The sequence below is a fragment of the Gottfriedia sp. S16(2024) genome, assembly GCF_050473765.1.
Classification (GTDB): domain Bacteria; phylum Bacillota; class Bacilli; order Bacillales; family Bacillaceae_G; genus Gottfriedia.
Genome location: NZ_JBFLUO010000001.1, coordinates 2,366,097 through 2,390,224 on the forward strand (window position 1 = coordinate 2,366,097; position 24,128 = coordinate 2,390,224).

Annotated in this window: 28 protein-coding genes and 1 pseudogene; 24 read left to right on the forward strand and 5 right to left on the reverse strand. The window is 34.1% G+C overall.

All coding sequences use genetic code 11. The features are described 5' to 3' along the window. The first annotated feature begins 399 nt into the window (after positions 1 to 399). The 5 genes from AB1282_RS11025 to AB1282_RS11045 all read left to right on the forward strand — a co-directional run bounded on the left by AB1282_RS11025 (position 400) and on the right by AB1282_RS11045 (position 3,177). Positions 400 to 825: an SRPBCC family protein gene (locus AB1282_RS11025; protein WP_056471795.1), complete on the forward strand. Its 426-nt coding sequence runs from the start codon at positions 400 to 402 to the stop codon at positions 823 to 825. Next, positions 825 to 1,196 carry an ArsR/SmtB family transcription factor gene (locus AB1282_RS11030; RefSeq protein ID WP_056471797.1) on the forward strand — a complete coding sequence of 124 codons (372 nt, stop codon included), beginning with the start codon at positions 825 to 827 and terminating at the stop codon, positions 1,194 to 1,196. The genes AB1282_RS11025 and AB1282_RS11030 overlap by 1 nt, the downstream gene beginning before the upstream one ends. A gap of 125 nt (positions 1,197 to 1,321) precedes the next feature. Further along, positions 1,322 to 2,485, forward strand: a complete 1,164-nt coding sequence (locus AB1282_RS11035) for an MFS transporter (RefSeq protein WP_056471798.1) — start codon at positions 1,322 to 1,324, stop codon at positions 2,483 to 2,485. Positions 2,486 to 2,602: 117 nt separating this feature from the next. Further along, positions 2,603 to 2,740: a hypothetical protein gene (locus tag AB1282_RS11040; RefSeq protein WP_429899094.1), complete on the forward strand. Its 138-nt coding sequence runs from the start codon at positions 2,603 to 2,605 to the stop codon at positions 2,738 to 2,740. 110 nt (positions 2,741 to 2,850) lie between these two features. After that, entirely contained in the window at positions 2,851 to 3,177 is a 327-nt protein-coding gene (locus AB1282_RS11045) for an antibiotic biosynthesis monooxygenase family protein (RefSeq protein WP_429899095.1), read from the forward strand. A 128-nt stretch (positions 3,178 to 3,305) separates the two neighbouring features. Here the strand turns inward: AB1282_RS11045 and AB1282_RS11050 are convergent, their stop codons facing one another. After that, the gene (locus AB1282_RS11050; RefSeq protein ID WP_069033300.1) at positions 3,306 to 3,461 is read right to left on the reverse strand and encodes a DUF1540 domain-containing protein; all 156 of its coding nucleotides are present in this window, start codon (positions 3,459 to 3,461) and stop codon (positions 3,306 to 3,308) included. A 442-nt stretch (positions 3,462 to 3,903) separates the two neighbouring features. Here AB1282_RS11050 and AB1282_RS11055 point away from each other — a divergent pair, with 442 nt between their 5' ends. Further along, positions 3,904 to 5,280: a hypothetical protein gene (locus AB1282_RS11055; RefSeq protein WP_429899096.1), complete on the forward strand. Its 1,377-nt coding sequence runs from the start codon at positions 3,904 to 3,906 to the stop codon at positions 5,278 to 5,280. An 89-nt stretch (positions 5,281 to 5,369) separates the two neighbouring features. Here the strand turns inward: AB1282_RS11055 and AB1282_RS11060 are convergent, their stop codons facing one another. Beyond that, positions 5,370 to 5,705 carry a hypothetical protein gene (locus tag AB1282_RS11060; protein ID WP_056471805.1) on the reverse strand — a complete coding sequence of 112 codons (336 nt, stop codon included), beginning with the start codon at positions 5,703 to 5,705 and terminating at the stop codon, positions 5,370 to 5,372. Positions 5,706 to 5,986: 281 nt separating this feature from the next. On the opposite strand from AB1282_RS11060, the gene AB1282_RS11065 reads away from it, so the two are divergent. From AB1282_RS11065 to AB1282_RS11095, 7 genes are all read left to right on the forward strand, one after another. Beyond that, on the forward strand, positions 5,987 to 6,319 hold the full coding sequence (locus AB1282_RS11065; RefSeq protein WP_056471809.1) for a 2Fe-2S iron-sulfur cluster-binding protein: 333 nt from the start codon (positions 5,987 to 5,989) through the stop codon (positions 6,317 to 6,319). A gap of 112 nt (positions 6,320 to 6,431) precedes the next feature. Then, positions 6,432 to 7,202, forward strand: a complete 771-nt coding sequence (locus AB1282_RS11070; protein WP_056471813.1) for a creatininase family protein — start codon at positions 6,432 to 6,434, stop codon at positions 7,200 to 7,202. Between the two features lie 27 nt (positions 7,203 to 7,229). Next, complete coding sequence (locus AB1282_RS11075) at positions 7,230 to 8,684, forward strand: hypothetical protein (RefSeq protein WP_056471816.1); 1,455 nt, start codon at positions 7,230 to 7,232, stop codon at positions 8,682 to 8,684. A 218-nt stretch (positions 8,685 to 8,902) separates the two neighbouring features. After that, entirely contained in the window at positions 8,903 to 9,631 is a 729-nt protein-coding gene (locus AB1282_RS11080; RefSeq protein ID WP_056471818.1) for a TenA family transcriptional regulator, read from the forward strand. Positions 9,632 to 9,689: 58 nt separating this feature from the next. Continuing rightward, entirely contained in the window at positions 9,690 to 11,162 is a 1,473-nt protein-coding gene (locus AB1282_RS11085; protein WP_429899097.1) for an aldehyde dehydrogenase family protein, read from the forward strand. 13 nt (positions 11,163 to 11,175) lie between these two features. Beyond that, a complete protein-coding gene (locus AB1282_RS11090) occupies positions 11,176 to 11,655 on the forward strand; it encodes a GlcG/HbpS family heme-binding protein (RefSeq protein WP_056471825.1) in 480 nt (159 codons plus the stop codon). A 325-nt stretch (positions 11,656 to 11,980) separates the two neighbouring features. After that, positions 11,981 to 12,649, forward strand: coding sequence for a GntR family transcriptional regulator (locus AB1282_RS11095; protein WP_056471828.1), 669 nt, complete (start codon positions 11,981 to 11,983; stop codon positions 12,647 to 12,649). 145 nt (positions 12,650 to 12,794) lie between these two features. Here the strand turns inward: AB1282_RS11095 and AB1282_RS11100 are convergent, their stop codons facing one another. Continuing rightward, positions 12,795 to 13,595, reverse strand: coding sequence for an aspartate dehydrogenase (locus tag AB1282_RS11100; RefSeq protein ID WP_429899098.1), 801 nt, complete (start codon positions 13,593 to 13,595; stop codon positions 12,795 to 12,797). Positions 13,596 to 13,785: 190 nt separating this feature from the next. Here AB1282_RS11100 and AB1282_RS11105 point away from each other — a divergent pair, with 190 nt between their 5' ends. From AB1282_RS11105 to AB1282_RS11115, 3 genes are all read left to right on the forward strand, one after another. Continuing rightward, on the forward strand, positions 13,786 to 14,130 hold the full coding sequence (locus AB1282_RS11105; protein WP_056471833.1) for a 2Fe-2S iron-sulfur cluster-binding protein: 345 nt from the start codon (positions 13,786 to 13,788) through the stop codon (positions 14,128 to 14,130). 263 nt (positions 14,131 to 14,393) lie between these two features. Next, positions 14,394 to 14,963, forward strand: a complete 570-nt coding sequence (locus AB1282_RS11110; protein WP_056471840.1) for a chromate transporter — start codon at positions 14,394 to 14,396, stop codon at positions 14,961 to 14,963. Beyond that, positions 14,963 to 15,487, forward strand: a complete 525-nt coding sequence (locus AB1282_RS11115) for a chromate transporter (protein WP_056471842.1) — start codon at positions 14,963 to 14,965, stop codon at positions 15,485 to 15,487. The genes AB1282_RS11110 and AB1282_RS11115 overlap by 1 nt, the downstream gene beginning before the upstream one ends. Positions 15,488 to 15,683: 196 nt before the next feature. Here AB1282_RS11115 and AB1282_RS11120 read toward each other — a convergent pair whose 3' ends face one another. Next, a complete protein-coding gene (locus AB1282_RS11120; RefSeq protein ID WP_056471845.1) occupies positions 15,684 to 15,926 on the reverse strand; it encodes a YkuS family protein in 243 nt (80 codons plus the stop codon). A 103-nt stretch (positions 15,927 to 16,029) separates the two neighbouring features. On the opposite strand from AB1282_RS11120, the gene AB1282_RS11125 reads away from it, so the two are divergent. The 8 genes and pseudogenes from AB1282_RS11125 to AB1282_RS11160 all read left to right on the forward strand — a co-directional run bounded on the left by AB1282_RS11125 (position 16,030) and on the right by AB1282_RS11160 (position 22,418). Further along, positions 16,030 to 16,164, forward strand: a complete 135-nt coding sequence (locus tag AB1282_RS11125) for a YuzL family protein (protein WP_082459488.1) — start codon at positions 16,030 to 16,032, stop codon at positions 16,162 to 16,164. A 258-nt stretch (positions 16,165 to 16,422) separates the two neighbouring features. Then, positions 16,423 to 17,358 carry a DUF1835 domain-containing protein gene (locus tag AB1282_RS11130; RefSeq protein ID WP_429899099.1) on the forward strand — a complete coding sequence of 312 codons (936 nt, stop codon included), beginning with the start codon at positions 16,423 to 16,425 and terminating at the stop codon, positions 17,356 to 17,358. A gap of 15 nt (positions 17,359 to 17,373) precedes the next feature. Beyond that, on the forward strand, positions 17,374 to 17,841 hold the full coding sequence (locus tag AB1282_RS11135) for an NUDIX hydrolase (RefSeq protein WP_056471853.1): 468 nt from the start codon (positions 17,374 to 17,376) through the stop codon (positions 17,839 to 17,841). A gap of 21 nt (positions 17,842 to 17,862) precedes the next feature. Continuing rightward, positions 17,863 to 18,837 carry a DMT family transporter gene (locus AB1282_RS11140; protein ID WP_056471856.1) on the forward strand — a complete coding sequence of 325 codons (975 nt, stop codon included), beginning with the start codon at positions 17,863 to 17,865 and terminating at the stop codon, positions 18,835 to 18,837. An 86-nt stretch (positions 18,838 to 18,923) separates the two neighbouring features. Continuing rightward, positions 18,924 to 19,856, forward strand: a complete 933-nt coding sequence (locus tag AB1282_RS11145; protein WP_056471859.1) for a DNA-3-methyladenine glycosylase family protein — start codon at positions 18,924 to 18,926, stop codon at positions 19,854 to 19,856. Between the two features lie 380 nt (positions 19,857 to 20,236). Further along, positions 20,237 to 21,370, forward strand: a complete 1,134-nt coding sequence (tnpB, locus tag AB1282_RS11150; RefSeq protein WP_429899100.1) for an IS200/IS605 family element RNA-guided endonuclease TnpB — start codon at positions 20,237 to 20,239, stop codon at positions 21,368 to 21,370. Positions 21,371 to 21,656: 286 nt separating this feature from the next. Continuing rightward, positions 21,657 to 21,776: pseudogene (locus tag AB1282_RS11155) on the forward strand (excalibur calcium-binding domain-containing protein); the annotation flags it as partial. A gap of 228 nt (positions 21,777 to 22,004) precedes the next feature. Next, a complete protein-coding gene (locus tag AB1282_RS11160; RefSeq protein ID WP_056471864.1) occupies positions 22,005 to 22,418 on the forward strand; it encodes a hypothetical protein in 414 nt (137 codons plus the stop codon). A 156-nt stretch (positions 22,419 to 22,574) separates the two neighbouring features. On the opposite strand, the gene AB1282_RS11165 is transcribed toward AB1282_RS11160, so the two are convergent. Next, on the reverse strand, positions 22,575 to 24,083 hold the full coding sequence (locus tag AB1282_RS11165; RefSeq protein ID WP_056471865.1) for a flavin monoamine oxidase family protein: 1,509 nt from the start codon (positions 24,081 to 24,083) through the stop codon (positions 22,575 to 22,577). Positions 24,084 to 24,128: the final 45 nt, after the last annotated feature.

A 24,128-nucleotide genomic window follows, 5' to 3' on the forward strand; every position in this document is an offset into this window, starting at 1 on the left:
TTTTATAATAAAAAAACGAGGAAATTATTGAATCTAGAAAAAGTACTTAGAGTACAAACCTAATAGAAGGAAGATTCAATATAGCCTCGTAACCTTATCAATTCTGATAAGGAATACAGGAAAGAGACTCGCTAGATAAATTCTAACAGGAATGTAGAAGGAAGCTGAGTCATAGCCTGTTTTATTAGTTTAGTATTTATGAAAGCGTTTTGCAACAGAAAACATATTATCGGTGATGAAGGAAAATACCGTAATGTAAAATAGTTTACCTATTCATCATAATTTAGTAACTTAAGGAAAAAATAAGTACGCAAAATTAGATTGACATAAAACCAAATGGTTGTATATAATTTCAAATATAACCAAAAGGTTTTATATTAACTTGAAAGAAGGATTGAAATGGGCGTACAAAATCAAGTTGAAGATATTAAACAAACTCTAATATATAATGCACCTATTCAAAAAGTCTGGGAGGTCGTATCAACATCAGAAGGTATATCTGCATGGTTCATGCCAAATGACTTTAAACCAGTAGTAGGTCACGAGTTTCATTTGCAAGGTCCATTTGGTCCATCACCTTGTAAAGTTTTAGAAATTGATGAACCAAATCGAGTATCGTTTACTTGGGATGTTGATGGATGGGTAGTATCATTTATTTTAAAAGATTTAGGGGATCAAACTGAATTTACGCTAATCCATAGTGGATGGAAAACTGCTGATGAAATTCTTCCAAAACCAAACCAAAAAAGTGGTGTTGTCCGCGACAATATGAATGGTGGTTGGGTTGGTATTGTTCAGAAGCTTAAAAAGGTTGTTGAAAACTAGTGTCCAGTTCTGCACAAAAATATGACGTATTTCAAGCGATAGCCGATCCTACTAGAAGAGAAGTACTTAAATTATTAGCTAATAAAGAATTGCCGATTTCAGAGATATCAAGTAATTTTCCGATGAGTCGAACAGCAATTGCAAAACATCTCCATATACTTTCAGAAGCTGAATTAATAAGTGGAAGAAAAGTTGGCAGAGAAAGAAGGTACAGATTAGAGCCAGAAGCATTTTTAGAGATTAAACAATGGTTAGCATATTACGAGCAATTTTGGGCAAATAAATTATCGATCTTACAACATCTAGTTGAAAATAAAGAAGATCAAAGTATAAAACTAGTTAAATCAAATAAAGATAATAATGAAGAGTAATGTCAAAACGAATCTAAAGTAGGTTCGTTTTTTTTGCATAGACATTTTTAGTTATACCTATATAATAAACTAATGTGGCAAAAAATTATTATGAAAAAATAGTTTCATACTTGAGGAGTTAAGCAATGCATAAAGGTATATATATTTTAGCTATTGCAACCTTTGTCGCAGGAACCGTTGAGTTTATTATAACTGGTTTACTGTCAATGATTGCAGGGGATTTACATGTTTCAGTTGGTGCGGTTGGTCAGCTAGTTTCAATTTTTTCAGTAGTATTTGCATTTGGAGCTCCTATTTTTATAGCGATCACTTCAAAAATAGAACGTAAAAAATTACTATTAATCGCATTAACAGTATTTTTCTTTGGAAATATTCTTTCCATCATTAGTCCGAATTTCGCTGTATTATTAATCGCACGTATTATACTTGCAGCAAGTTGCTCGGTTGTAATTGTCGTTTCAATAACGACTGCAACAAACATCGTTTCGCCTGAAATTAGAGGTAGAGCAATTGGAGTTATTTTTATGGGGATCAGTTCATCTCTAGTTTTTGGTGTCCCTTTGGGTACAGTTATCGGTGAAAACTTCGGTTGGAGAATGACATTTGTTTTAGTCGGTATATTAAGCTTATTGGCTATGTTAGGGATTTATAAATTCTTACCGAAAGTTAAAGGTCAGCCAACAATCCCATTGATCAAGCAAGTAGCAACACTTAAAAATAAACGTATTTTATCGATTCAACTAATTTCTTTTTTACAATTAACAGGACATTTTACAATTTATACTTACTTTACACCATATTTAATGAAAACGATGGGATTATCTACTAATATGATTAGTATTGTTTTACTAGTATTTGGAATGGCAGGAATTTTAGGTGGATGGTTAGGTGGTTGGTCTACTGATAAATTTGGTGGAAGTAAGACATTAGTGTTTAATTTAGGGTTATTAGCTATTTCTATTTTAACTTTAACATTCGCTCCTAGTTCAATTATTAGTTTATTTATTATAGTTGTTCTTTGGGGAACTGTATCTTGGTCAATTAGTCCAGCAGTTCAAGATAGTCTAGCGAGAGTGGCAAAAGATTCGGCTGATATTCAAGTTGGATTAAACAATTCTTTTTCTCATACGGGAATTGCATTAGGTTCGAGTTTAGGTGGAATCCTAATTACTCAGTATGCAGTAACAATGAACGCATTAGTAGGAGGAATTATTGTTATTTTTGCTTTATTTTCTGCGATTTATTCTTTTGCTCTAACAAATAAAGTGAATGAGAGTAAATTAATATAAAAAATGAAACGATGCGATTTTTATTGCATCGTTTTTTCTAATTTATTTTTCAGAATTGGACATACTAAAAATATAGTTTTGCGGCATAAAACTAATCTTAATTAGAAGGTGATTTGTATGGAAAATAAACCAGCACATTTTGATGGCAGCGAAATTAATGAAGAAGCATTAGATCAAAATTACCAACAAGAGGATTATCAAGTAACAGAAGAAATGAGAAATAACATAAGCGGAAATCCTTATTTTTTTGAGTAAGATTTGAAAGCGATACAATTGGTATCGCTTTTTTTATTTGCATTTTTTGAATTGACTATGTTATTTAACTCTTTCATCAAATATGATTATTAGAAGAAGGAGGGATAAAAATGAGTTCATTTGCAAAAACGCCAAAACCTCCATATTATGCAGTTATTTTTTGTTCTAAAAGAACGGATGGAGATAATGGGTATAGTAAGATGTCTGAAAAAATGGTTGAATTAGCATCGAGTCAACAAGGATTCCTAGGAGTTGAAAGCGCACGTGATCATGAAATGGGGATAACGGTTTCTTATTGGGACTCCTTGGATGCTATTAAGACATGGAAAGAGCACGCAGCTCACAAGGTTGCTCAAGAACGTGGAAAAAAAGACTGGTATGAATCCTTCGCATTAAGAGTGAGTAAAGTTGAAAGGGATAATTTTTTTGAAATGTAGTCATTAATTGGTGGTGTAGATGTAAAAAATATTAAATAATTGGAATAAATTTGAATGAAAATGATAGTTATTATCAATACTATAAATAAGAAAGGGCAACCTTCTAAATAGGTTACCCTTAAGGACAATTACATTCCAGCTTCAAATGTTTTACAATCTGTTTCAGCATTGTTTTTAGCTTGTTTCCCTTTATGGCTCACAACATAAATGGAATCTGCACTACATTTGTTTCCAGAAGCCCAAAATTTACAGTTATCAACTTCGCAAAGTACATCTTTTGCCATTATAAGACACCTCCCTTAATTTTTATCATTCACATTAATAAAGGGATTGATACATCCATAATTTCTTTTTTTAATGTTTATTAATTCAAGTGAGAAACTTTAAAAGGCAAAGCTAAAACCTTATCGAAATACGGTAAGGTTTTTTTATATATTGTGAGCTCCTTAAACTTGGTTAAACAAATTGGAATTTGAATATAATAATTTTTAAAACCATAAAAAGATTGGTACTCATCTTTTTAAACAATTATTTATTTAAATTTTGTAATTTCCAAAGTCAAAGTTCAACATGTATTCCTCTTTAACTTATACCTAACTTTCCAAATGGAAAATGGAAAAAGATAAAATTGTATACCAAAACTAGGTATTTATGGTATAATTTCTTGTAAAATATACTAATTAAACTCTTTTGGTATACCAAGTTTAAAGGGAGGATGGTGATACGATGTTGAAGTATGTGTTTGGATTAGTAATCTTTTTATATTTATTTTCCTCTTTATTTCATTTGGATTTACAATTAATTATTTCTTCTTTATGTGTCTTAATAGTTCTTTATACGATGTTTACTGTTAAATTGCTCGTTAGAACAATAGGAAGTATTTTCTTACTAATAGGATGCATTCTTCTTTGGAGAACTAATGCCAGTTTAAAAGAATTTATTCTTTCATTCGGTCCAATGTTGGATTTACTTACCTTGTTTGCATTAATCCCAATATTAGGTTTTCCAGTTAAACTTGGAGGGTATGCAAAGGGGATTCAAGCGATCATACAGAAAAAAGTAAAAACATCCGGTCAATTATACATCATGACATCGGGAATATCTTATTTTTTAAGTATGTTTATGAATTTGGCCACTCTACCAATGACTTACTATTCTATTCAACCATCCTTAAGTCTTTTTTCGATAAAAAAAGAAGATCGATTTATGAGTAGAGCCATTACCCATGGCTTTGCGATGCCTCTACTATGGGCTCCAATTACACCAATCGTAGGGATCGTAATTGGCGTAACTGGGGTAAGATGGATATCTATTTTGCCATATGTATTACCGTTAAGTATATTGGGGGTTGTGTTAGATTGGGTATTGGCTTCAAGGAATTCACGGAAAAATGTTACGAAAGGACATAGAAATGATTTAGTAAAAGATGAAACTGCTGCTTCACTAGAAGGTGTGGTTACTCAAGGAAGAGTGTTTCATATTTTCATAGCTATTATTATATTCAATCTCATCATCTCACTTTTAGAAAATCTTTTTTCGTATTCTTTTGTTATTATCGTATCATTTTTAGTCATTCCGTTTGCTCTTGGTTGGTCTCTTCTCATTAAGCAACAAAAAGCATTTTTACATAGTTTTAAGGAATATTTTCATTCCTATTCCTTTAAAATGAAAGACCAATTTTTTATCTTTTTGTCAGCTGGCTTTTTTATTTCCGTTGTAAAAGATAATAATATAAATGAAACAGTAAATATAGCAGTCACTCATTTTAAAGATATTGTTGGACCAGAAGTGTTTTTAATTCTATTACCATTAATTCCGTTAGCATTTGCGTTTACAGGGTTACATCCTGCAGTAACTTTGACGTTAATGGCAGAAGCGCTTGATCCACATAGCCTAGGTATTTCACCGTATATTTTAACAGTGTCATTACTTGCCGGAGCTATTTCTGCGTTTTTAGTAGGGCCATATAATGCGACGATCGGATTAATGTCGAGCATCGTTAAAGAAAGCTCCTTTAAAGTTTCGAATTGGAATATTCCATATACAATTAGTTATTTACTCATTGTTATGTTTTATTTGTTTGGTTTAGAGTGGCTTATTTAGAGGAATCGAAAGGACAACATTATGATAGTTGTCTTTTTTTATTTGTAAAATTAAGAAATAGCACTGGATCAGTGCTATTTCTATGTAATCTATACAGTTAGTACGTCCGACTTCACTAATTTGGAATGCTGTGAGTCCTCGCTGTTTCCTTGAGCTTTTACTATTTCGTATAACTCTTCATGCGCCGCTTCAATCGTTTCAAATGTCTCAAAGAACTTTACGCGAATATCATTCACGTATTCTTTTCCTTCATACTTTTCGTAAAGTTTAATTTTAATATTGTCATCTAACACTTCGGCAATTGTGTATTTAGCTTTTAGTTCGTTAAAAAAGTAGAAGTGGTATGTTTCGATTGCCTTTAATCCCTCGTTATCTACAATAGTTTGAAACGTGTCTTTATTCGTCAAAACAATATACTTACCCATCTTTGCACACTCCTCATCTAATTATGTAGTATTGAGTACAAGGTATTTTGTATACCAAATTTCTATTCATAGTGTAATACAGAAAAAAATATTAATCAATATAATTTTCTGAATTTTTAATAAAAAAATGAGCGGTTACAATTAAAAGGTTTTTTTGAATAGACATAACAATTAATGTTAAAGATTTCCAAATTAATAATAGTATTTACTTTCTAAAAAATTCGAATTATAATCAGATTAAATTTTTTAAATTTTAAGAAAATTGTATTGGAGGGATACATATGCCAAAAGTACGCTTGCATGTAGAAGGAGAAATAATTGAGCAAGAAGTGCGTGATCACGCGAATTTAGTAGTGTTGGCAGGCATCCGTCAATTCCCAAAACTGAAATATGGGTGCGGGATGGGAAAATGTACAAAATGTGCATGTAGAGTGCTAGAAGGAGCAGAAAAGCTTGATCCGCCAAACTGGAAAGAGCAGAAAATGCTAGGTGAAAAGGTTGAAGAAGGTATTCGATTATGCTGTCAGTTAACGATCAAAGATGATATTGTCATTTCACAAGAAAATATAAACGCCCCAATCCCTAAAGTTGCAAAGCCAGTAAATGCACAGTAATTTTTTTGCCTCATCTAGGTATACAAAATACCTCTTTAATTTAAATGTTGATTTCATAGACGAAAGTAGAAAGTTTTTGTAAGCGGATACAACTATGAAAGGGGGTGAAAATATGAAATCATATTTGTTAACTGAGATGACTTGGGAAGAAGTAAAGGATGCATTACATACTGTAAAACTAGCAATCATTCCAATTGGTGCACACGAACAGCATGGCCCTCACATGGTTGAAAGTTGTGATGCTGTACTAGCTGAGAAAATGGCTGAGAAATTAGCTGAAAAAATGTATCCTCATGTAATGGTAACGCCTACTGTCAATATGGGAGTCTCGCACCATCATTTGAACTTTCCAGGAACCATTTCATTGCAACCGACTACGCTTATAGCCATTTTAAAAGATATGATTGTTTCTCTTAAACATCATGGTATTCAAAAATTTTTATTATTAAACTCTCACGGCGGCAATCAGTCAACTTTAAATGTTGCTTGCACCATTTTGTCAGAAGAGCTAGGTTCAGAAATCTATTATGCTAAAACGACAGCATCTGCCAAACTTTCAATCTCAGAATCTATTCACTCGCCATTGTTCGGTCACAGCTGTGAACGAGAAGTGTCAGAAGCACTTTACTTGGCTCCTCACTTAATTAGACCAAATAAAATTACTAAAGGAAGTATCCAAAACGAAGGTAGATGGAAGCAGCTACGACCTGGTAAAGCTATTCAAGGGTTTTATCGATACGAAGAGATGACGACTAATGGTTGCATTGGGGATGCAACGAAAGCAAGTTATGAAATAGGGGAAAAGATTGTAGGTGAAGCACTCGAAAACCTTTCAAACGAACTCCAAAAGCTATTACATCTAGAAGAAGAATGTAAGTTGTAAGTACCTATAAATGAGAGGGTGGGGTTTATGGATTTAACTGTTGCTCACTGGCTTTATGGTATCATGACACTTGTTGTAATTGTGACTATGCTATTTCGAAAAGGGGTTGTATTGCCTACCATCATTGGAACCTTTCTTGTTTCTGTTGCTTATAAAGGATCAGTGGTTGGTGGATTTCAAGCGTTGTTCAATGCAAATCTTGTAGCAGCAAAGGAGTTATTTACGATTTTTTTAATCATCACTTTTATGGTGGCTTTATTACATTCCTTAAAAGATACTGGTGCAGATGAAAGAATGATAGCTCCGATGCAAAAGGTAATGAAAAACGGACATATTGCTTTTGCTGTTCTATTAGTCGTCACATACGTCATTTCTTTATTCTTCTGGCCGACTCCTGCCGTTCCGCTTATTTGTACGTTATTAGTACCTGCGGCTATTCGTGCTGGTTTGTCGCCAATTGCTTGTGCCATGGTTGTTTCGATTGCAGGACAAGGTATGGCATTATCTTCGGACTATATTATGCAGATTGCTCCTATGCTTACTGCAAAATCTGCAGGTATTCCAACATCAGCTGTATCAGGTAAGGTCATGATTCTCTCTTTAATTACAGGGGGAGTGGCAATCGCGATTACGTACTTTACTGAACGCAAATCGATCGGTAAATCAGAAAGTGAAGCTTCATTGCGACATTTACAATCACTTGCAAACAAAAACTCTTCCGCAAATGAAATAGCTGCTACAACAGAAGCTACTGTGGATGAAAGAGAACGTGAAAAATGGGGGAAAATCTTTGCTGTATTAGTCCCACTATCACTACTAGCAGTTATCATATTTATGTTTTCAACGAAAATCGGTAATGGTAAAATGAGTGGTTTTGAAGGAGGAGACGGTGCAGCATTTATCGGTGGTGTTGCGACTATGTTGTTAGTCGTAACATGTGTAGCGTTTCGTCGTTTACAAGCTCTTGATAAAATTAGTGAGCATATTACAGAAGGATTCGTATTTGCATTTCGTGCAATGGGACCAGTTATTCCGATTGCAGCATTCTTCTTCTTAGGCAGTTCGGATTTTAGTGGTACCATTTTTTCCTTAGGAGAAAATGTAGCAAAGCCAGCGTTCTTAGTTGATTTAGTTCAGGCTGGTCAATCAATCATTCCACATAATTCGGTTTTAACGGCATTTGGTCTATTAATTACTGGAGCGATTACTGGGTTAGAAGGTTCAGGCTTTTCTGGATTACCGCTAGTTGGAGCTTTATCAGGAGCATTAGCCCCTGGAGTTGGTATGGAACCTGGAACGCTAGGAGCAATCGGTCAAATGGGATCTGTGTGGACAGGTGGTGGAACGTTAATTGCGTGGTCATCATTGGTAGCGGTTGCTAGTTTTTGTGGTGTGAATGTTTTAGAGTTAGCTAGGAAAAACTTACTTCCTGTTGCTACAGGCTTAATAGTCTCTACCATTGTCGCTCTCGTTATATGGTAGAGCAATTTCTCGAATTTAGAAAAATTAGAAAATTTAATTAAAATGTATTTACAAACAAAAAACAATGGGTTACTATAAAGTTAGTTGGTATACCAAATACAAAATACAAATAATCACTCGATTTAAGTAGTTTTTATCAGTGTTTTCAGTGATTTGGTATACTTCGATTGTTTAACAAAACTATTAAACTACATAAACATATTGGAGGAGGAGTTTGGATGACTAGATTATTATCTAAAGATGAGTTTCGTAAGGAATTAGAAGAAGCGATTAAAGGGAACCACAGCCAAAAAGCACCTTTTACTGTAGCATGGGCTGAAGGAAAATTAGAGCGTAGTCACTTCGCTCGCTGGGCTGAAAATCACTACCATTATGTTGGACCTTTTGCAGATTACTTAGCTTATATCTACCATAACACTCCAAACTTACCAAAATATGAAGATGCAAAAGATTTCACATTACAAAACATGTATGAAGAAGAAATCGCTGGCGATCGTCATACAGACTTATTAATTCGATTTGCAGAAGCTTGCGGAACAACTCGTGAGCGTGTATTGGATCCTAATAACATGGCTCCAACAACGTTAGGTTTACAAAGCTGGTGTTTTGCGGTAGCAGCACGTGAAAACTTCGTAGTAGCAACTGCAGCGTTAGTTGTAGGGCTTGAATCTCAAGTTCCAGACATTTATCGTAAGCAAACTCCAGCATTACGTGAGAAGTACAACTTTACAGATGAGGAGATTGAATTCTTCGACTTACACATCGTATCAGATGAAATTCACGGAGAGCGTGGATACAAAATTGTACTTGACCATGCTGATACTCCTGAGCTACAACAACGTTGCTTAGAAGTAGTTCGTACTGGTGCAAAAATGCGTCGCATGTATATGGATGGATTATGGAGAGAATATCTTGAAAAAGATTTAGGTGCTTTAGTACAAGCATAATAATTAGAAAATAAAATGGCAGTTTCCGTCTAGGGAACTGCCATCTTGTTCAGAAAGGATGATAAAGTTGCTAACTACTAAACTAGAAACTTATAAAAATTACATATCTGGAAGTTGGGTCGAGTCTGTAAATAATAAAACGTTCCAAAGCGTTAACCCTTCTAATAAAGAAGATATTGTTGGTACATTTCAAGCATCGACAGAACAAGACGTGAAACAAGCAATTGATGCAGCTCACCAGGCATTTCCTGCGTGGGCACAAACTCCACCTTCTAAACGTGCTGCCATTTTAAATAAGGCGGCAGCAATACTTGAACAGAGAGTGGAACAACTAGCAGAGGAATTAACACGAGAAGAAGGAAAAGTGAAAAGTGCGGCCAAACAGGAGGTGCTTCGATCAGCGGAAACGCTTCGTTATTATGCAATAGAGGGACAAAGTTTTACGGGGGAAACGTTCCCAAATGATGATCCAAATATGAGAGTCACAACAGAAAGGGAGCCACTTGGTGTTATTTCTGTCATTACACCGTGGAATTTCCCATTATCCATTCCATCGAGAAAGATTGCTCCGGCATTAATAACTGGAAATACAGTTGTTTTCAAGCCTTCATCTGATACACCTTTAATTGCATTTCGACTCGTTGAGGCGCTACATGAAGCTGGTATACCAAAAGGAGTAATCAATTTTGTAACAGGAAGTTCATCCGATATCGGGGATATATTAGTTAAACATCCTGCTATACGAGGCGTTACTTTCACTGGTTCTACTAGTGCTGGGGAACATATTCATAAAAACACATCCTTTACTACAAGAACACAAATGGAGCTTGGTGGAAAAAATCCTCTAATTGTAATGGATGACGCAGATGTAGACTTAGCAGTTAACTTAACTGTGAATGGGGGATTTCACCTTACTGGTCAAGCATGTACAGGCACTAGTCGTGTAATTGTTATGAAGGAAGTAAAGGAACAATTTGTTCAGAAATTAGTAGATAAAACAAGTGCTTTAAAAATTGGCGACGGCTTTGACGAAAGTGTCATTATTGGACCACTAGCAAACGAAAAGCAGTTAAATAACGTTTTGAAGTATATAGGAATTGGTAAAGAAGAAGGGGCTACACTTGATTATGGAGGTCAACAGCTTACGTACGGAAAATACGAAAACGGCTACTATATTGAACCTGCGATCTTTACGAATGTAAAGCCTGATATGCGCATTGCTAAAGAAGAAATTTTCGGCCCAGTAGTTGCTGTAATTGAAGTAGAAAGCTATGAAGAAGCCATATTAATTGCTAATGATGTTGAATATGGATTATCTGCATCGATTGTTACGAATAATTTGAAACTCGCTCATCAATTTACAAAAGATGTTCAAGCAGGGACAGTTAAAGTAAATCGTACAACGACAGGTAATTTGATGAATGCACCATTTGGTGGAGTAAAACGCTCTAGTACTTCTACATTCCGTGAGTCTGGCAGAGTTGGACTTGAATTCTTTACACAAATAAAAACAGTCTATATCGGTTACTAAAGGAGGGGTATAAATGAAAAAAATTTTAAAATTAGAACTAGATGAAGCAAAGGTAATGATTGAAGCTGCTAAGAAGAAATCTGAGGATATCAACGTTCCAGAGACGATTGCTATTGTAGATGACGGAGGATATGTCATTGCACTTGAACGAATGAATGGTGCTCGTATTACGGGTCCTGAAATTGCTATTGCTAAAGCATATACGGCAGCAGGGCATAAACGCTCGACTCATTTATTTAATACAGAACCAAACGGCCCAGCTCTACCGGGCAATGAAGCATTTGGAATCCAACATATGCTTAATGGAAAATTTGCAATCTTTGTCGGCGGTTTTCCAATTGTAGTGAATGGAGAAGTCATTGGTGGCGTGGGGATCAGCGGTGGAAATGGAGAGCAAGATACAGCGGTAGGAACAGCTGCTTTACTAGCATTGCAAGAGTTCCTTTCAAATGACGGTTATGAAGTTGTTACTGATGCGGACATTAAAAAATAATACTTTGGAGGCGGTTAGGTGTTGTTCCTACATCGCCTTTTTTGGTTTACAGACATTCGCATAGTAAAATAACTGGGATTAAAGTTCATATTTGTAGGCAATAAAACTAGTTAGCTATGAGAAGATCTACTTATCAAAATATAGGTATAAGAGATAAAAGGACTATAAAGCAAAGACCCGTATAAATGGTTAAGTGGAATTTTTTACCACCTATCTACTCGATTACTTATTTAAAAGATACTATAATAGAAATATCGATTTACTTTTAACAAAATGATGATACACTATTTTAAAATAGGCAAGAAATGGGAGGCAGGTGAATGGAATGGAGATGGAAACTAATTTTCTTTCAATCCGGGAACATGCGTATAGATATTTAAAAGAATTGATTTTAGAAGGGCATTATAAGCCAGGTGATCGCTTAATTGAACGGGAACTTGCTGTTAAGCTAAACATTAGTCGTACACCTATTAGAGAAGCTTTATTCCGCTTAGAATCACAAGGGTTTGTAAAAACGGTTCCACGTAAAGGTGTCATCGTTTCGAATATTTCTGATGAAGACATTATGGAAGTATTTACAATTTTATCTTCGCTAGAAGTGTTAGCAGCAAAATTAGCTGCTAAAAAAATGACGGACGAAATTCAACAAGAGTTTGATCAAAAAATCGAAGAGCTTCTTTATATTGAGGAACACTCTGACGAGACATTTGAGAACGAGCATATCGAAATGAATCTCCTACTATATAAGGCAGCAAGAAGTCCGAAGCTATTTGAAATTTTATCAGGCTTAACAGATTATATCCATATGTCTGCTAATATGGGGTACGAAACACCTGGGAGACGTAAGGAATCATTGAGGGAACATATTGAAATAATGAAAGCAGTACGAAATAAAGAAATAGAAATGTCGGAGTATTTAACGAAAATTCATATCGAAAATTCTAGACGTGCGTATATGAACTACATAGAAAAAAGAAAAGAAAAAACGACATAAAATAGTTTGTGGATGTTTTCATCTCTTTTCTTGTCTGGAAAAAATCATTTTTCTAAAAAATAATAAAACCCCTTTAGTTAGACTGACTAAACTAAGGGGGCTTTTTATTTTAGTTTCGTATTTCACAAATAGTAAAAGGAAAATACTAGGTCCCAATAACGATAGAAGACGTTCTATTTTTTAAAGTATTACAAATACTCATTGCTACAATATATCCCGTCTTCGGATTAGTAGATGAAGGAATATTTTGCACCTTCACTTCCATTTCACCAAAATATCCCTTTACGAAAATTTGGTGTGTATTGCTGGTTATGCTTGGGTCTACATAAACTTGAACTTTTGTTTTATCAAATCCGATTCCAGCAAGACTTAAGGTTGCTGAAACATTTGTGCTTTCCGGAAAAAGCTTAGAAGATTCTCTAGCAACGCCACTATAAATGCAAAAGGGCTCTTTAACTGTGTTTAAATCTACCTTTTCTTCTGCAATTGTTCCTCGCCAAGCACTCGGTGGTTTTCTCGTTACAAGTTTTACTTCATCAACGCTCTGTAACATTGAAGCAGCAACACGATCCAATCCGGCAATTGCCGCAGAAGGGATGATAATCTTGCTATTAGTAAGTTTTGCAGCAGTTTCTAGTTCTGCTAATAATGCATCATCTGCTAGGGCACCTACAGAAGCGATGATAAAATCACTACTAGAAGATAGCGCCCTTTTCCCATACTTATAGACAGCTTCATGACCTGCAGCTTCAATAATAATATCCAATCCCAATCCGAAAAAATCCTCTTCATTGTCGTAAAATAAATCGCTTATATGCGATTTGTATTGATCCTTACTTCGTACGAGAACCGCTTTTAATAATACATCTCCAGCCTTGCCTTCGTTTATATATTTGACGATATCTTGTCCGATTGCTCCATATCCAATTAAACCAATAGTAAGCACATTGATCACCCCGTTTTTTGAAAATTAAGACGTATTTGGTATACAAAATATTATATCAGACCGGTATATAAAAACAAATAGAGTAATATAAATTAAGAAAAATAGCTTATTATATGAAATTTTTATATTGTCAGAAAATTATAAATATGGTATATTGTATACCAAAGAGGTAAAGAGGAGGATTTGAATTATGCCGAAACTGAATTTTGCTACTAGTGGAAAAGTATTAGAAGTACCGGAAAACTCCAATATTTTACGTATGTCTCTTCGATTTGATGGGGAACTGCCAAATCGATGTGGTGGAGGCGTTTGTGGATCCTGCGTTTGTAAAATTGAAGAGGGGACTGTTGATCATATAAAAGTGCAGGAGCGTCGAAAGCTTGGTGAAGAATGGTTAAGCAAAGGGTTTCGTTTAGGATGCCAAGCTTTCATCACTGACGAAGATGTAACGATTTCATGGAACGAAGAAGTAACAGATGAAGTAAAAAAACGAAAATTAGATCATCCGAAAAAGAAAGTGACATCTACACCATAAAATCCAATTTTAAGAGCGGGAGTGAATGATATGTTGTTAGTATGCGACAAACATATGGAAGAAGCCTTAAAGTTAGTAGAAATGCCTCGAATTCAAAGAACTCAAACTGGTGAGACATGCTCGTTTTGTAATGTGGAGTCCTCGCTTTTAATGAACATGGTCAATCAACCTAATCCAGTTAAGAAAAAAACATGTGGCAATTGTGTGAAGTGCTCTTGTCTTATTGCAAACTAAAAGAAAGATAAACTAAAGGGATGGATTTTATGAAACAGTTAAATATCTTTATCGCCTTTTTTAGGAGCAGCATGCTTGGATACGGAGGTGGACCATCGACCATTCCTTTAGTACATAAAGAAGTGGTTGAACGTTTTAAATGGATGACTGATGAAGAATTCGGAGATGTGCTCGCTATTGGAAACACACTGCCAGGGCCTATTAATACAAAAATGGCTGGATACATTGGGTTTAAAGTAGGCGGTAAAATTGGAATGATCAATGCAATAATTGCAACGATTCTGCCGACCATTATTTTAATGGTTGTTTTATTGACCACTCTAGTAACTTTTAAAGATCTAAAATGGGTGCAAGGAATGACTAAAGCAATTGTCCCAGTAGTTGGAGTCATGCTTGCTGTGCTAACTTGGCAATTTGTAGAAGCTTCCGGTAAGGGGCTAAAATGGCCTATTACAATCGGACATATTTTAGTAGGACTTGTTTTAATGCAATATTTTCATATACATCCAGGATTTATTATTGGTGGGCTTCTGTTATTTGCGGTCGTTAAGCCAGCCAAATCAGTTGAAGGTAAAAAATCAAAAGGACTGTCTGCATAATGATATATTGGAACATTTTCTGGGCGTTTTTTGTTGCTAATATTTTAGGGTATGGAGGAGGCCCCGCAACAATTCCTCTTATTCAAAAAGAAGTCGTCACAAGAGGATGGCTTACGCATCAAGAATTTAATGAGGCTCTTGCTATGGGGAATTCTCTACCTGGACCGATTGCTACGAAAATGGCAGGGTATATCGGATTCCATGAAGGTGGTATACTAGGTTCATTTTTGGCTGTATTCGCTACAGTTGCACCGTCATTAATCCTCATGCTGACTTTAATGGGAATTTTGTATAAATATCGTCATTCGATCCAAGTAAAGCGAATGACTCTTTACGTTAAGCCAACAATCGCAGTTTTACTTGGCGTTATGGCTTATAATTCATTTCATGATTCATATTTTCAAATTGGTATTGGACAGTTTTTGTTTTTAGCAGTGATCAGTTACATATTAATGGAGAAAGTAAAGCTTCATCCGGCTTTTATTGTAATGGGAGCTTTGTTGTACGGTGGATTAAATTTATAATTTGAAAAAAGGGTGAGCAAGGCTTACCCTTTTTTGCACATTAGAAAGCTAAAATTTAAAGCGACGAAGGGGACTCGAAGTAGTTGCATATTTTGGAATTATGTAAAAGTGCAACTGCGCTTTTTGTCATCACTTTAAAGTTCGCCAATTGGCGAGTTTTTTAGAATGTTTAAGATATAACTTTTGTTGTAATTTGTTATTGTAATCTACTTTCAACTTGTTGACAAACTTCATCAGCTGTTAAGCCACTTGCCTCGATTACTGATCCTTGTGTAGCTACATTTTGCATTCCCATTACATTTGAATCAAGTCCTGTTACTACGCAGCAATCGCAACCATTTGCATCTGATTCCTGTTTTAATTCAACAACATCATGTCCCGCTGAACGTAATGCTTCTTGGACATTCGTTAAAGATTGTTCTACTCCGATTCTAGCCATAAAAAACACCTCCTCAGATATATAAGATTGGCAATTTACAGGAAAAATATTCTTTGAATAAAGAAGTTTAAGTTTAGAAAAAGTAAAGATGGAGGTGATTAATATGGGAAAAACTAAAAAAGATCCATCTAGAGTAGGCTTAGGATCACCAAATGTACAAGGTCAAGGGACTACAACATCTGAAACTGGTGTTGAGATGTCTTCTAGTAGAAAAAAACAAAAAAGAGAGATTAAATAAAGACTATTGGTCAGAATTCAAATGTTGCAATGACATTCAAAGTAATCTGACTAAAAAAACTATTTAATAAGAAGATGTCTCGCCACCTATTTATAGGTGGTTTTTTATTTTGATAAAAAATAAAATAGATAAGAGGAATCTACGATTGGTAAGAAGAATTAAGAACTTAATTAAATGATCTTGTTATCATACATTACATCAATTATAAAGTAATGTATTTTCTTTTTAATTAAATTATTGGGGAGAGTAGATGAATAGATGAATCATATTGTAAATGGTGATGTTGTTGGAGGAAAACTAAAATCTTTAAATGGTAATATGGTCGTATGGAGAGAAATGTATGATTTTGGACCACTTCATCAAGATTGGACTTTAGAAGAAACATATAAAAGAAGAGCAGAATTCTTTGAACAAAAACTACAAATTCCTTTGAGTTTTTTTATTGAAAATTGCAAAAGCCAATATCAATTATTAAATGAACTATCTCGTTCTGAGGAAGTTGTTCTATGGTTCGAACATGATCGATACGATCAGGTGACGATCCTCTATTTATTATCGGAATTATCGGCACTAGGATTTCAAAAAATTTCGATGGTTAGTATAAATGAATATGAAGGCATTGTACCATTTCACGGATTAGGTCAATTATCAACAGAACAATTAATTGAATTACTTCCAACTAGACAGGAAATTACAAACGTACAAATAGAAGAAGCATGTGCTGGATGGAAAGCTTATTGTTCAGATAATTTAGATGAACTGAATGAATTTATTCAAAAATGTCATGCGCTTCCGTTTTTAAAGCACGCATTATTAAATCATATGACATATTTTCCTTCTCAACAAAATGGATTAAATGAAATAGAATTTTTAGTATTATCAATGATCAATGAAGGTATCAACTCTTTTGCAGAACTATTTAATAAGCTCGTAAGACAAAGAACAAATGATGGATTAAGCGATTTATATTTTGCAGCTATTCTAAATGAATTAATGAAAGGTGATTACCCATTAATAAGTAGTGACAGTGAATTACCAAGTTATAAACAACATAACCCTAAAGCAAAAATTGGTTTAACTAGATGGGGATTAGACGTACTAACGGGAAGAACAAATCGAATGAATTTAGTTGGAATAGACTGGTGGGTTGGAGGAGTACATTTAGTTGAAAAATCCTCTAAACAAAATATGTAAGGTCAGGTATTAATCATGGATGTTGTATTTAAATCAGAGAACAGAGTATTTAATTTAAGGGTTGCGGGTATTTGGATTGAAAATGGTCATGTCTTAATTCATAGACTAGCAACTGACACAATTTGGTCTTTACCTGGTGGGCGAATACAATTCAATGAGGAATCACATTTAAGCTTAAAAAGGGAGTTTATTGAAGAATTAGGAATTGAAGTTGAAATTGATCGGATGATGTGGACAGTAGAAAATTTCTTTTCTTATAAAGGAAATGATATTCACGAAGTTGGTCTTTACTATAAAATAAAATCAGAGAATAAGCTTACTAGTACAATGAATGGATCATTTTACGGTAAGGAAGGTAATCGATTAATTTTTAAATGGGTAAGGATAGAGAATCTGGAAGAAATTGAATTATACCCTGAATTTTTGCGAAATAAACTAAAGGAAGTTTCAACCGAAAATCATTTTATCGTAAAAGATAATTGAAAACGTTATAGAGGTGGTAATATGCGCCCGATTTTATTAGGAGTATTAGCGGCATTTTTCTTTTCAATCACATTTATTTTAAACCGCTCGATGGAATTATCCGGTGGAAGTTGGATTTGGAGCGCATCTTTAAGATACTTTTTTATGGTTCCTTTTTTATTAATCATTGTAATAGCTAGAAGAAATTTTTATGATTTATTGAAAGAAATGAGAGGGAAATTAAAAAGTTGGATTATATGGTCAACAATTGGATTCGGTTTATTTTATGCACCAATATGTCTTGCAGCAGTTTATTCTCCAGGATGGCTAATAGCTAGTTCATGGCAGATAACGATTTTATCTGGGTCTCTATTAGCACCATTTTTCTTCATATCAGTTCAAACATCAAATGGAACCCGAAAGGTACGTGGGAAAATTCCTTTTAAAGGATTGGGAATGTCTTTACTAATCATATTTGGTATTTTATTAATGCAAGTTGAGTTAGCTACAAAAATAGCTATTTCAACAGTTTTAACAGGTATTTTACCAGTTATTATTGCCTCATTTGCATACCCACTTGGCAATCGGAAAATGATGGAAATATGTGATGGTAAGCTGGATGTATATCAACGCGTTTTAGGAATGACTTTAGCAAGTTTACCGTTTTGGATCATCCTATCAATCTATGGTTTATATACTGTAGGACTACCAAGTCAAAACCAAGTATCACAATCATTAATGGTAGCGATCTCATCGGGAGTAATTGCTACTGTATTATTTTTTCAAGCTACTGATTTAGTAAGGGGAAATATGCAAAAATTAGGTGCAGTAGAAGCAACCCAATCCATGGAAGTATTATTCACGGTAATTGGTGAAATGATCTTCTTATCATCAGCATCTCCATCAATTATTTCTTGGTTTGGAATGGTTATTATAATGATTGGCATGATTTTACATAGTTATCTATCACAGAGGGGTAAGTCCGTACAGCAAGATAGGGAAACTGTTAATTTATGAAACGTTATTCAATGAAATTCAACTAACGAAAAAACTTCAAGTATATACTTTTTGAATGACTAACCTAGTGGAAAGAGGTGATTAATATGTATAAAGAATTCAATGAATCACTTGTATTAGATAAAAATAAGAATTCAGTATCCATCTTAACACCAAAAGATTTTAGTTTTAAAGAATGCTTAGTATTTTTGGCAAGATCAAAAAATGAGGTAGTCCATCAAGTTAATGGGGAATATTTTTTTAAACTTATTAAAATAGAAAATAGATTAATTTTACTAAAAGTAAGTAGTGCACATAACCAATTATTAATTGAATTTCCAGACCAAAATCCAAATGAAGAAATAAAAGTAGCTTCAGCAGCCTTTATATGGGAATTATTTGATTTAAACAGAGACCTAACCGAATTCTATCAATTAAGTAAAGAGAATCAAATGCTACAGTTGCTAATTGAACAGCATTTTGGCCTTCGCATAATTGGAATTCCGGATTTATTTGAAGCATTTACATGGGCAATTATGGGGCAACAAATCAATCTGTCATTTGCGTTTTCTCTGAAAAGAAGCTTTGTTGAAAAATATGGAGAAAGCTTTAGATGGAATGATGAAATTTTTTGGCTATTTCCAACTCCAGATGTAATATCCAAACTTGAAGTTTCTGATTTAACTAGTCTGAAATTTACAACACGAAAAGCGGAATATGTGATTGGGATTGCAAAATTAATGACAGAAGGATTCATTTCAAAAGAATCTCTCAATCGTTTAATTTCATACGAGAAAAAGTTAAATAAGTTATTAGAAATTAGAGGAGTTGGGAACTGGACTGCTGATTACGTTTTGATGAAATGTTTACAAGAGAAATCTGCGTTTCCAATTGCCGATGTAGGAATACATAATGCATTAAAAAATCAACTATCATTAGAGAAAAAACCTTCAATTGAAGAAATTAAGAAGATGGCTACAAAATGGAAGGGCTGGGAGGCTTACGTAACGTTTTATTTATGGAGATCATTATATTCCTAAATACATAATACAAAGTAAAGTTCACTAAAATTGAAAAATCCCCCTAAATTTCGATACATGATTGGTATTTATTGTTAAAATAATGTTGTAACAAGAATAATTGGGGGAAAAGCATGAAAAGACTTATTTTATCATTTTCCGAAAGAAGACTCCTTCCTCAATTACGTGAAGGTGTGATAACATCACCAGTAATAGGTGGTAGTTGAATGTCGGTTAGGCGTATGCTTAAAGGCTTTTTTTGTTGCCCGTTTCATATCTCAATGATCTATTCAGTCTTAAGTAAGATAAGGGCTGAGGTTACAATTATTTTAGATAGCGATAATCTGTATTCTTAATATATTACCATCTTGTGTTAGTTGTAATGAAGTGAGGTGAAAACAATGCTAGTCAATAAAGCATATAAATTCCATATCTATCCAACTAAAGAACAGGAAACCCTAATTGTTAAAACAATCGGATGTAGTCGTTTTATATTCAATCGCTTTTTAGGTCAATGGAAAGATGCATACAAAGAAACTGGCAAAGGATTAACATACAATTCTTGTTCTGCTGAATTAACACAGTTGAAAAAAGAGTTAATATGGCTAAAAGAAGTTGACAGCATTGCTCTTCAATCCTCACTGAAAAGCCTTAGCGATTCTTATTCACGATTCTTCAACAAGCAGAATAACGCACCACGCTTTAAGTCTAAAAAGAATCAAGTTCAATCCTATACAACAAAAGAAACGAATGGAAATATTGCCGTTGTCGAAAATAAAATAAAACTCCCTAAACTTTGTCTTGTTCGCTTTGCTAAAAGTCGTGAAGTACATGGTCGTGTTTTAAATGCGACCGTTAGACGTACTCCGAGTGGTAAATACTTTGTATCCATTCTTGCAGAAGTAGACGTACTACCACTGGTGAAAGCTGAATCATCGATTGGTATCGACTTAGGCATTACTGATTTTGCCATTTTGTCTGACGGAAGAAAAATTGACAACAATAAATTTACTGCCAAAATGGAAAAGAAACTAAAACGTGAACAGCGAAAACTTTCAAGACGTGCGTTACATGCTAAAAAGAATGGGGTTAATCTTTTTGATGCAAAAAACTATCAGAAACAAAAACGAAAAGTCGCTAGATTACACGAAAGAGTATTGAATCAACGTGACGATTTCCTTAACAAGTTGAGTACAGAAATCATCAAAAACCACGATATAATCTGTATTGAAACCTTGAAAATTAAGGGAATGATACGTAATCACAAATTAGCCAAATCTATCTCTGATGTATCATGGTCTGCATTTGTATCTAAATTAGAATACAAAGCTACATGGTATGGTAAAACAATCATGAAAGTAAGTAAATGGTTTCCATCCAGCCAAATATGTTCTGATTGTGGGTACCAAGATTGCAAGAAATCTCTTGCAATCAGGGAATGGACCTGTCCTATTTGCCATCAACATCACGATCGAGATATAAATGCCAGTAAAAATATCCTAGCTGAAGGCTTACGAGCATTGGCTTTGGCATAAATAACCATAGAACCGTAGGAATCTACGGGGATAGCTTGGCAAATATGAGAAACCTCTGCTGGCAAAGAAATAACACTTGCAAGTATGCTCAGTTCCCAAGAATCTCCCACTTCAAACAACCAGTAAAGGTGTTAAGTGGTGAGTAGTTCAAGATTATGGTAATTATTCCTATGAAGCAGAGCTAAGAAGCTTACAAGCAACTGCTAAGTAGCTGGGTGTTGGTTTATGGAGCAAAAATAAAACCAATCAAACAAAAACGAATAATTCGTCTAAAAATAATAAACAGTATTTTAAAAATTGCACGGACTTAAGAAAAATCTATCCAAATGGAGTACCAAAAGGGAATAAAGCGTACCAAGCACAACTGGATCGTGATCATGATAATTATGCGTGTGAAACAGAGTAAAAACACCTATTACTAGGTGTTTTTTATCTGATTAGGTCTGTTATTTTCGAATTAAATCCCTGAGTCTTGGAATTATTAAGTTTTGTCTTAAAAATTTTAAAAGAGCAGCAATTCTACAAAGGATTTTCGGTTTAATAATAGAATAGTATTAGTGCCTAAAAAATTATTTTTACAATCTTGTTTAATCATGACAAAATATAAATAAGAAAAATTGAAGAGGACGGGACTATGATTAAATTTTTTAAACGACTATTTAGTAAAGAAAAAACAAATCAAGTTACATTGCCATTAAAAGAAACTCGTTCCCTATCAAAAGTGGAAATCGAATATATTATTAGTGAGTTTACTGATAAACAGAATAAATTAGTAGGGGATATGAAAATAAATTCTGTTAATAATGCCGATATTGAGTTTAATGAACTAATCACAAATAGAATCACGAATAATTTAAAGTACAGAATACCTTTTTTAGAAATTGAGTTAATTTATTTAAATAATGTCTTAAGAGGAAAGAAAGTAAAATCAATAAAATATAAATTGTTTCATCAAGTCAGAGATACTGAAACGACAGAAATAACAGATATGGTTATAAATCAAGGATATTCTTTCGTTCCTTCAGTAGGTTATTTGAAAATTGGATAAAATTATAATGAAATCCCACAAGGTTATGTTCCTTGTGGGTTTTATGTTTTTCTTGAATTGCGTTTGGTATAAAAGGTTCAATTAATTGGCCATAGTATTTTGTACATAAAGCCATAATGCTCACTTTCTAAGGTTAGAAATCCAAAACTCTGATGGTTACCCTTGATTATGTGCCTCAAAATTCTCATTTGCCGTTGATTTAGGTAAATCGTTAACCTCATAAGCCACCCTTATTCCAGATTCGATTGCGCCTTGAATCCAACCTGGCGCTGTAGAAGTGTGATCACCAGCGAAATGGATTAGTCCTTCTGGAGTTGAAATATATGGAGCAATCTCTGTTTGCTGGTCAGGTTTGAAAATAGCAAAAGCTCCACCTGAAAAAGGATTTTCTGACCAACTAAATGTATTACCAGTAATAAACTCATTATATATTTCTTTACCGTAAATTCTGGATAAATCTTCTAGCGCATTCTCTATTTGTTCTTTTTCAGTTAAGCTATCCCAAATTGATGCATTATCTTCCCATGTATAGCTAGCTAATATGACGCCTGGGCCCTCTGAGCCAACGGATTGGCTTGGGAAATAGGAATAACGAACAGGTAAATCAGAAATCATTTTTCCACCAATATTACCTGTTTTCTCCCAAAATCTAGTTTTAAATTGTAATCCAATTTTAGTCGAAGGAACATAATGTAATTGTCGAATTGCTTTATATTTGTTATAAGAAAATAAATCGCGTGGAATGATTTCAACGAAGTTTAGTAAAGAAAAAGGTATGGTAATGATGGCTAAGTCTCCAGTTACAGTATATGCCTGCGAGGTTTGTGTATCCTCTGTATGAATCGTTACAGAAGAATCGTGTTGTTCAATTTTTTTCATTTTTTGATTTAAAAAAATATTTTCTTTTAATTCAGGTAGGAATGAATACGGTAAGTGATCATTTCCACCTTTTATTTCATAAAATTTTAGTCCAGGAGTAAATAGAATCATTACTTCTCGAAGTAAGGCAGTGAATGAAAGCTCAGGAAAGCCTTCCATCCCAAGCATAACCTTAATCATATCAATGGCTCCAACTGATAATGTTCTACCATATGGATTGTATTTTAAATAATATTCCATTGAATAACGATCAAGTAATTTAATAACGATTTCCCAATTCTTTTTTGGATTCTTTTTAATAAAGTCAGTTACAGGTTGCATGGCGTATTGAGCCAAATATTCAGCTGTTTTACCTTTTTCAGATGGTGAAGTAGGGAAGTTAAGAATGTCGGGATTTTCTTCATAAAGCTTTTGAATGGTTCTTACATTGTTTACGTATATAATATCGTTTGGAGTACTATTAATGAATTCTTCTAAAGGGAGGTTAAATTTCTTAATATATTCTAAAACAAGCAAGTGAATAGATGGTAATCGCATTGCACCATTTTCCATATACTGTCCTGCATAAAAATTACGATTAGTAAAAATACGACCACCAATTCGATCATTTCCTTCGAGAACTGTTACTTCATGTCCTGCTCCTTTTAAAAGTGAAGCAGCTACTAAACCTGATATCCCAGCACCTACAATAATAATATTTTTAGGCTCAAGTGTTTTTGGTAGTCCTGTACGAATTGTTTGAAGCATTATTTCCATTGATATAGGAGGCTCCATACTAACTGGCATAATTTCGCTCCTCTATATTTATGACATTCATAGAAGTTTATTCAA

Bases quoted from the DNA above. Each gene is read 5' to 3' on its own strand.
- AB1282_RS11105 (WP_056471833.1), top strand. From the start codon at position 13,786: ATGCCGAAACTGAATTTTGCTACTAGTGGAAAAGTATTAGAAGTACCG.
- AB1282_RS11045 (WP_429899095.1), top strand. From the start codon at position 2,851: ATGAGTTCATTTGCAAAAACGCCAAAACCTCCATATTATGCAGTTATT.
- AB1282_RS11115 (WP_056471842.1), top strand. From the start codon at position 14,963: ATGATATATTGGAACATTTTCTGGGCGTTTTTTGTTGCTAATATTTTA.
- AB1282_RS11055 (WP_429899096.1), top strand. From the start codon at position 3,904: ATGTTGAAGTATGTGTTTGGATTAGTAATCTTTTTATATTTATTTTCC.
- AB1282_RS11130 (WP_429899099.1), top strand. From the start codon at position 16,423: ATGAATCATATTGTAAATGGTGATGTTGTTGGAGGAAAACTAAAATCT.
- AB1282_RS11035 (WP_056471798.1), top strand. From the start codon at position 1,322: ATGCATAAAGGTATATATATTTTAGCTATTGCAACCTTTGTCGCAGGA.
- AB1282_RS11060 (WP_056471805.1), bottom strand. From the start codon at position 5,705: ATGGGTAAGTATATTGTTTTGACGAATAAAGACACGTTTCAAACTATT.
- AB1282_RS11120 (WP_056471845.1), bottom strand. From the start codon at position 15,926: ATGGCTAGAATCGGAGTAGAACAATCTTTAACGAATGTCCAAGAAGCA.
- AB1282_RS11075 (WP_056471816.1), top strand. From the start codon at position 7,230: ATGGATTTAACTGTTGCTCACTGGCTTTATGGTATCATGACACTTGTT.
- AB1282_RS11090 (WP_056471825.1), top strand. From the start codon at position 11,176: ATGAAAAAAATTTTAAAATTAGAACTAGATGAAGCAAAGGTAATGATT.
- AB1282_RS11140 (WP_056471856.1), top strand. From the start codon at position 17,863: ATGCGCCCGATTTTATTAGGAGTATTAGCGGCATTTTTCTTTTCAATC.
- AB1282_RS11085 (WP_429899097.1), top strand. From the start codon at position 9,690: ATGATAAAGTTGCTAACTACTAAACTAGAAACTTATAAAAATTACATA.
- AB1282_RS11050 (WP_069033300.1), bottom strand. From the start codon at position 3,461: ATGGCAAAAGATGTACTTTGCGAAGTTGATAACTGTAAATTTTGGGCT.
- AB1282_RS11135 (WP_056471853.1), top strand. From the start codon at position 17,374: ATGGATGTTGTATTTAAATCAGAGAACAGAGTATTTAATTTAAGGGTT.
- tnpB (WP_429899100.1), top strand. From the start codon at position 20,237: ATGCTAGTCAATAAAGCATATAAATTCCATATCTATCCAACTAAAGAA.
- AB1282_RS11110 (WP_056471840.1), top strand. From the start codon at position 14,394: ATGAAACAGTTAAATATCTTTATCGCCTTTTTTAGGAGCAGCATGCTT.
- AB1282_RS11070 (WP_056471813.1), top strand. From the start codon at position 6,432: ATGAAATCATATTTGTTAACTGAGATGACTTGGGAAGAAGTAAAGGAT.
- AB1282_RS11165 (WP_056471865.1), bottom strand. From the start codon at position 24,083: ATGCCAGTTAGTATGGAGCCTCCTATATCAATGGAAATAATGCTTCAA.
- AB1282_RS11065 (WP_056471809.1), top strand. From the start codon at position 5,987: ATGCCAAAAGTACGCTTGCATGTAGAAGGAGAAATAATTGAGCAAGAA.
- AB1282_RS11125 (WP_082459488.1), top strand. From the start codon at position 16,030: ATGGGAAAAACTAAAAAAGATCCATCTAGAGTAGGCTTAGGATCACCA.
- AB1282_RS11095 (WP_056471828.1), top strand. From the start codon at position 11,981: ATGGAGATGGAAACTAATTTTCTTTCAATCCGGGAACATGCGTATAGA.
- AB1282_RS11160 (WP_056471864.1), top strand. From the start codon at position 22,005: ATGATTAAATTTTTTAAACGACTATTTAGTAAAGAAAAAACAAATCAA.
- AB1282_RS11080 (WP_056471818.1), top strand. From the start codon at position 8,903: ATGACTAGATTATTATCTAAAGATGAGTTTCGTAAGGAATTAGAAGAA.
- AB1282_RS11145 (WP_056471859.1), top strand. From the start codon at position 18,924: ATGTATAAAGAATTCAATGAATCACTTGTATTAGATAAAAATAAGAAT.
- AB1282_RS11025 (WP_056471795.1), top strand. From the start codon at position 400: ATGGGCGTACAAAATCAAGTTGAAGATATTAAACAAACTCTAATATAT.
- AB1282_RS11040 (WP_429899094.1), top strand. From the start codon at position 2,603: ATGGAAAATAAACCAGCACATTTTGATGGCAGCGAAATTAATGAAGAA.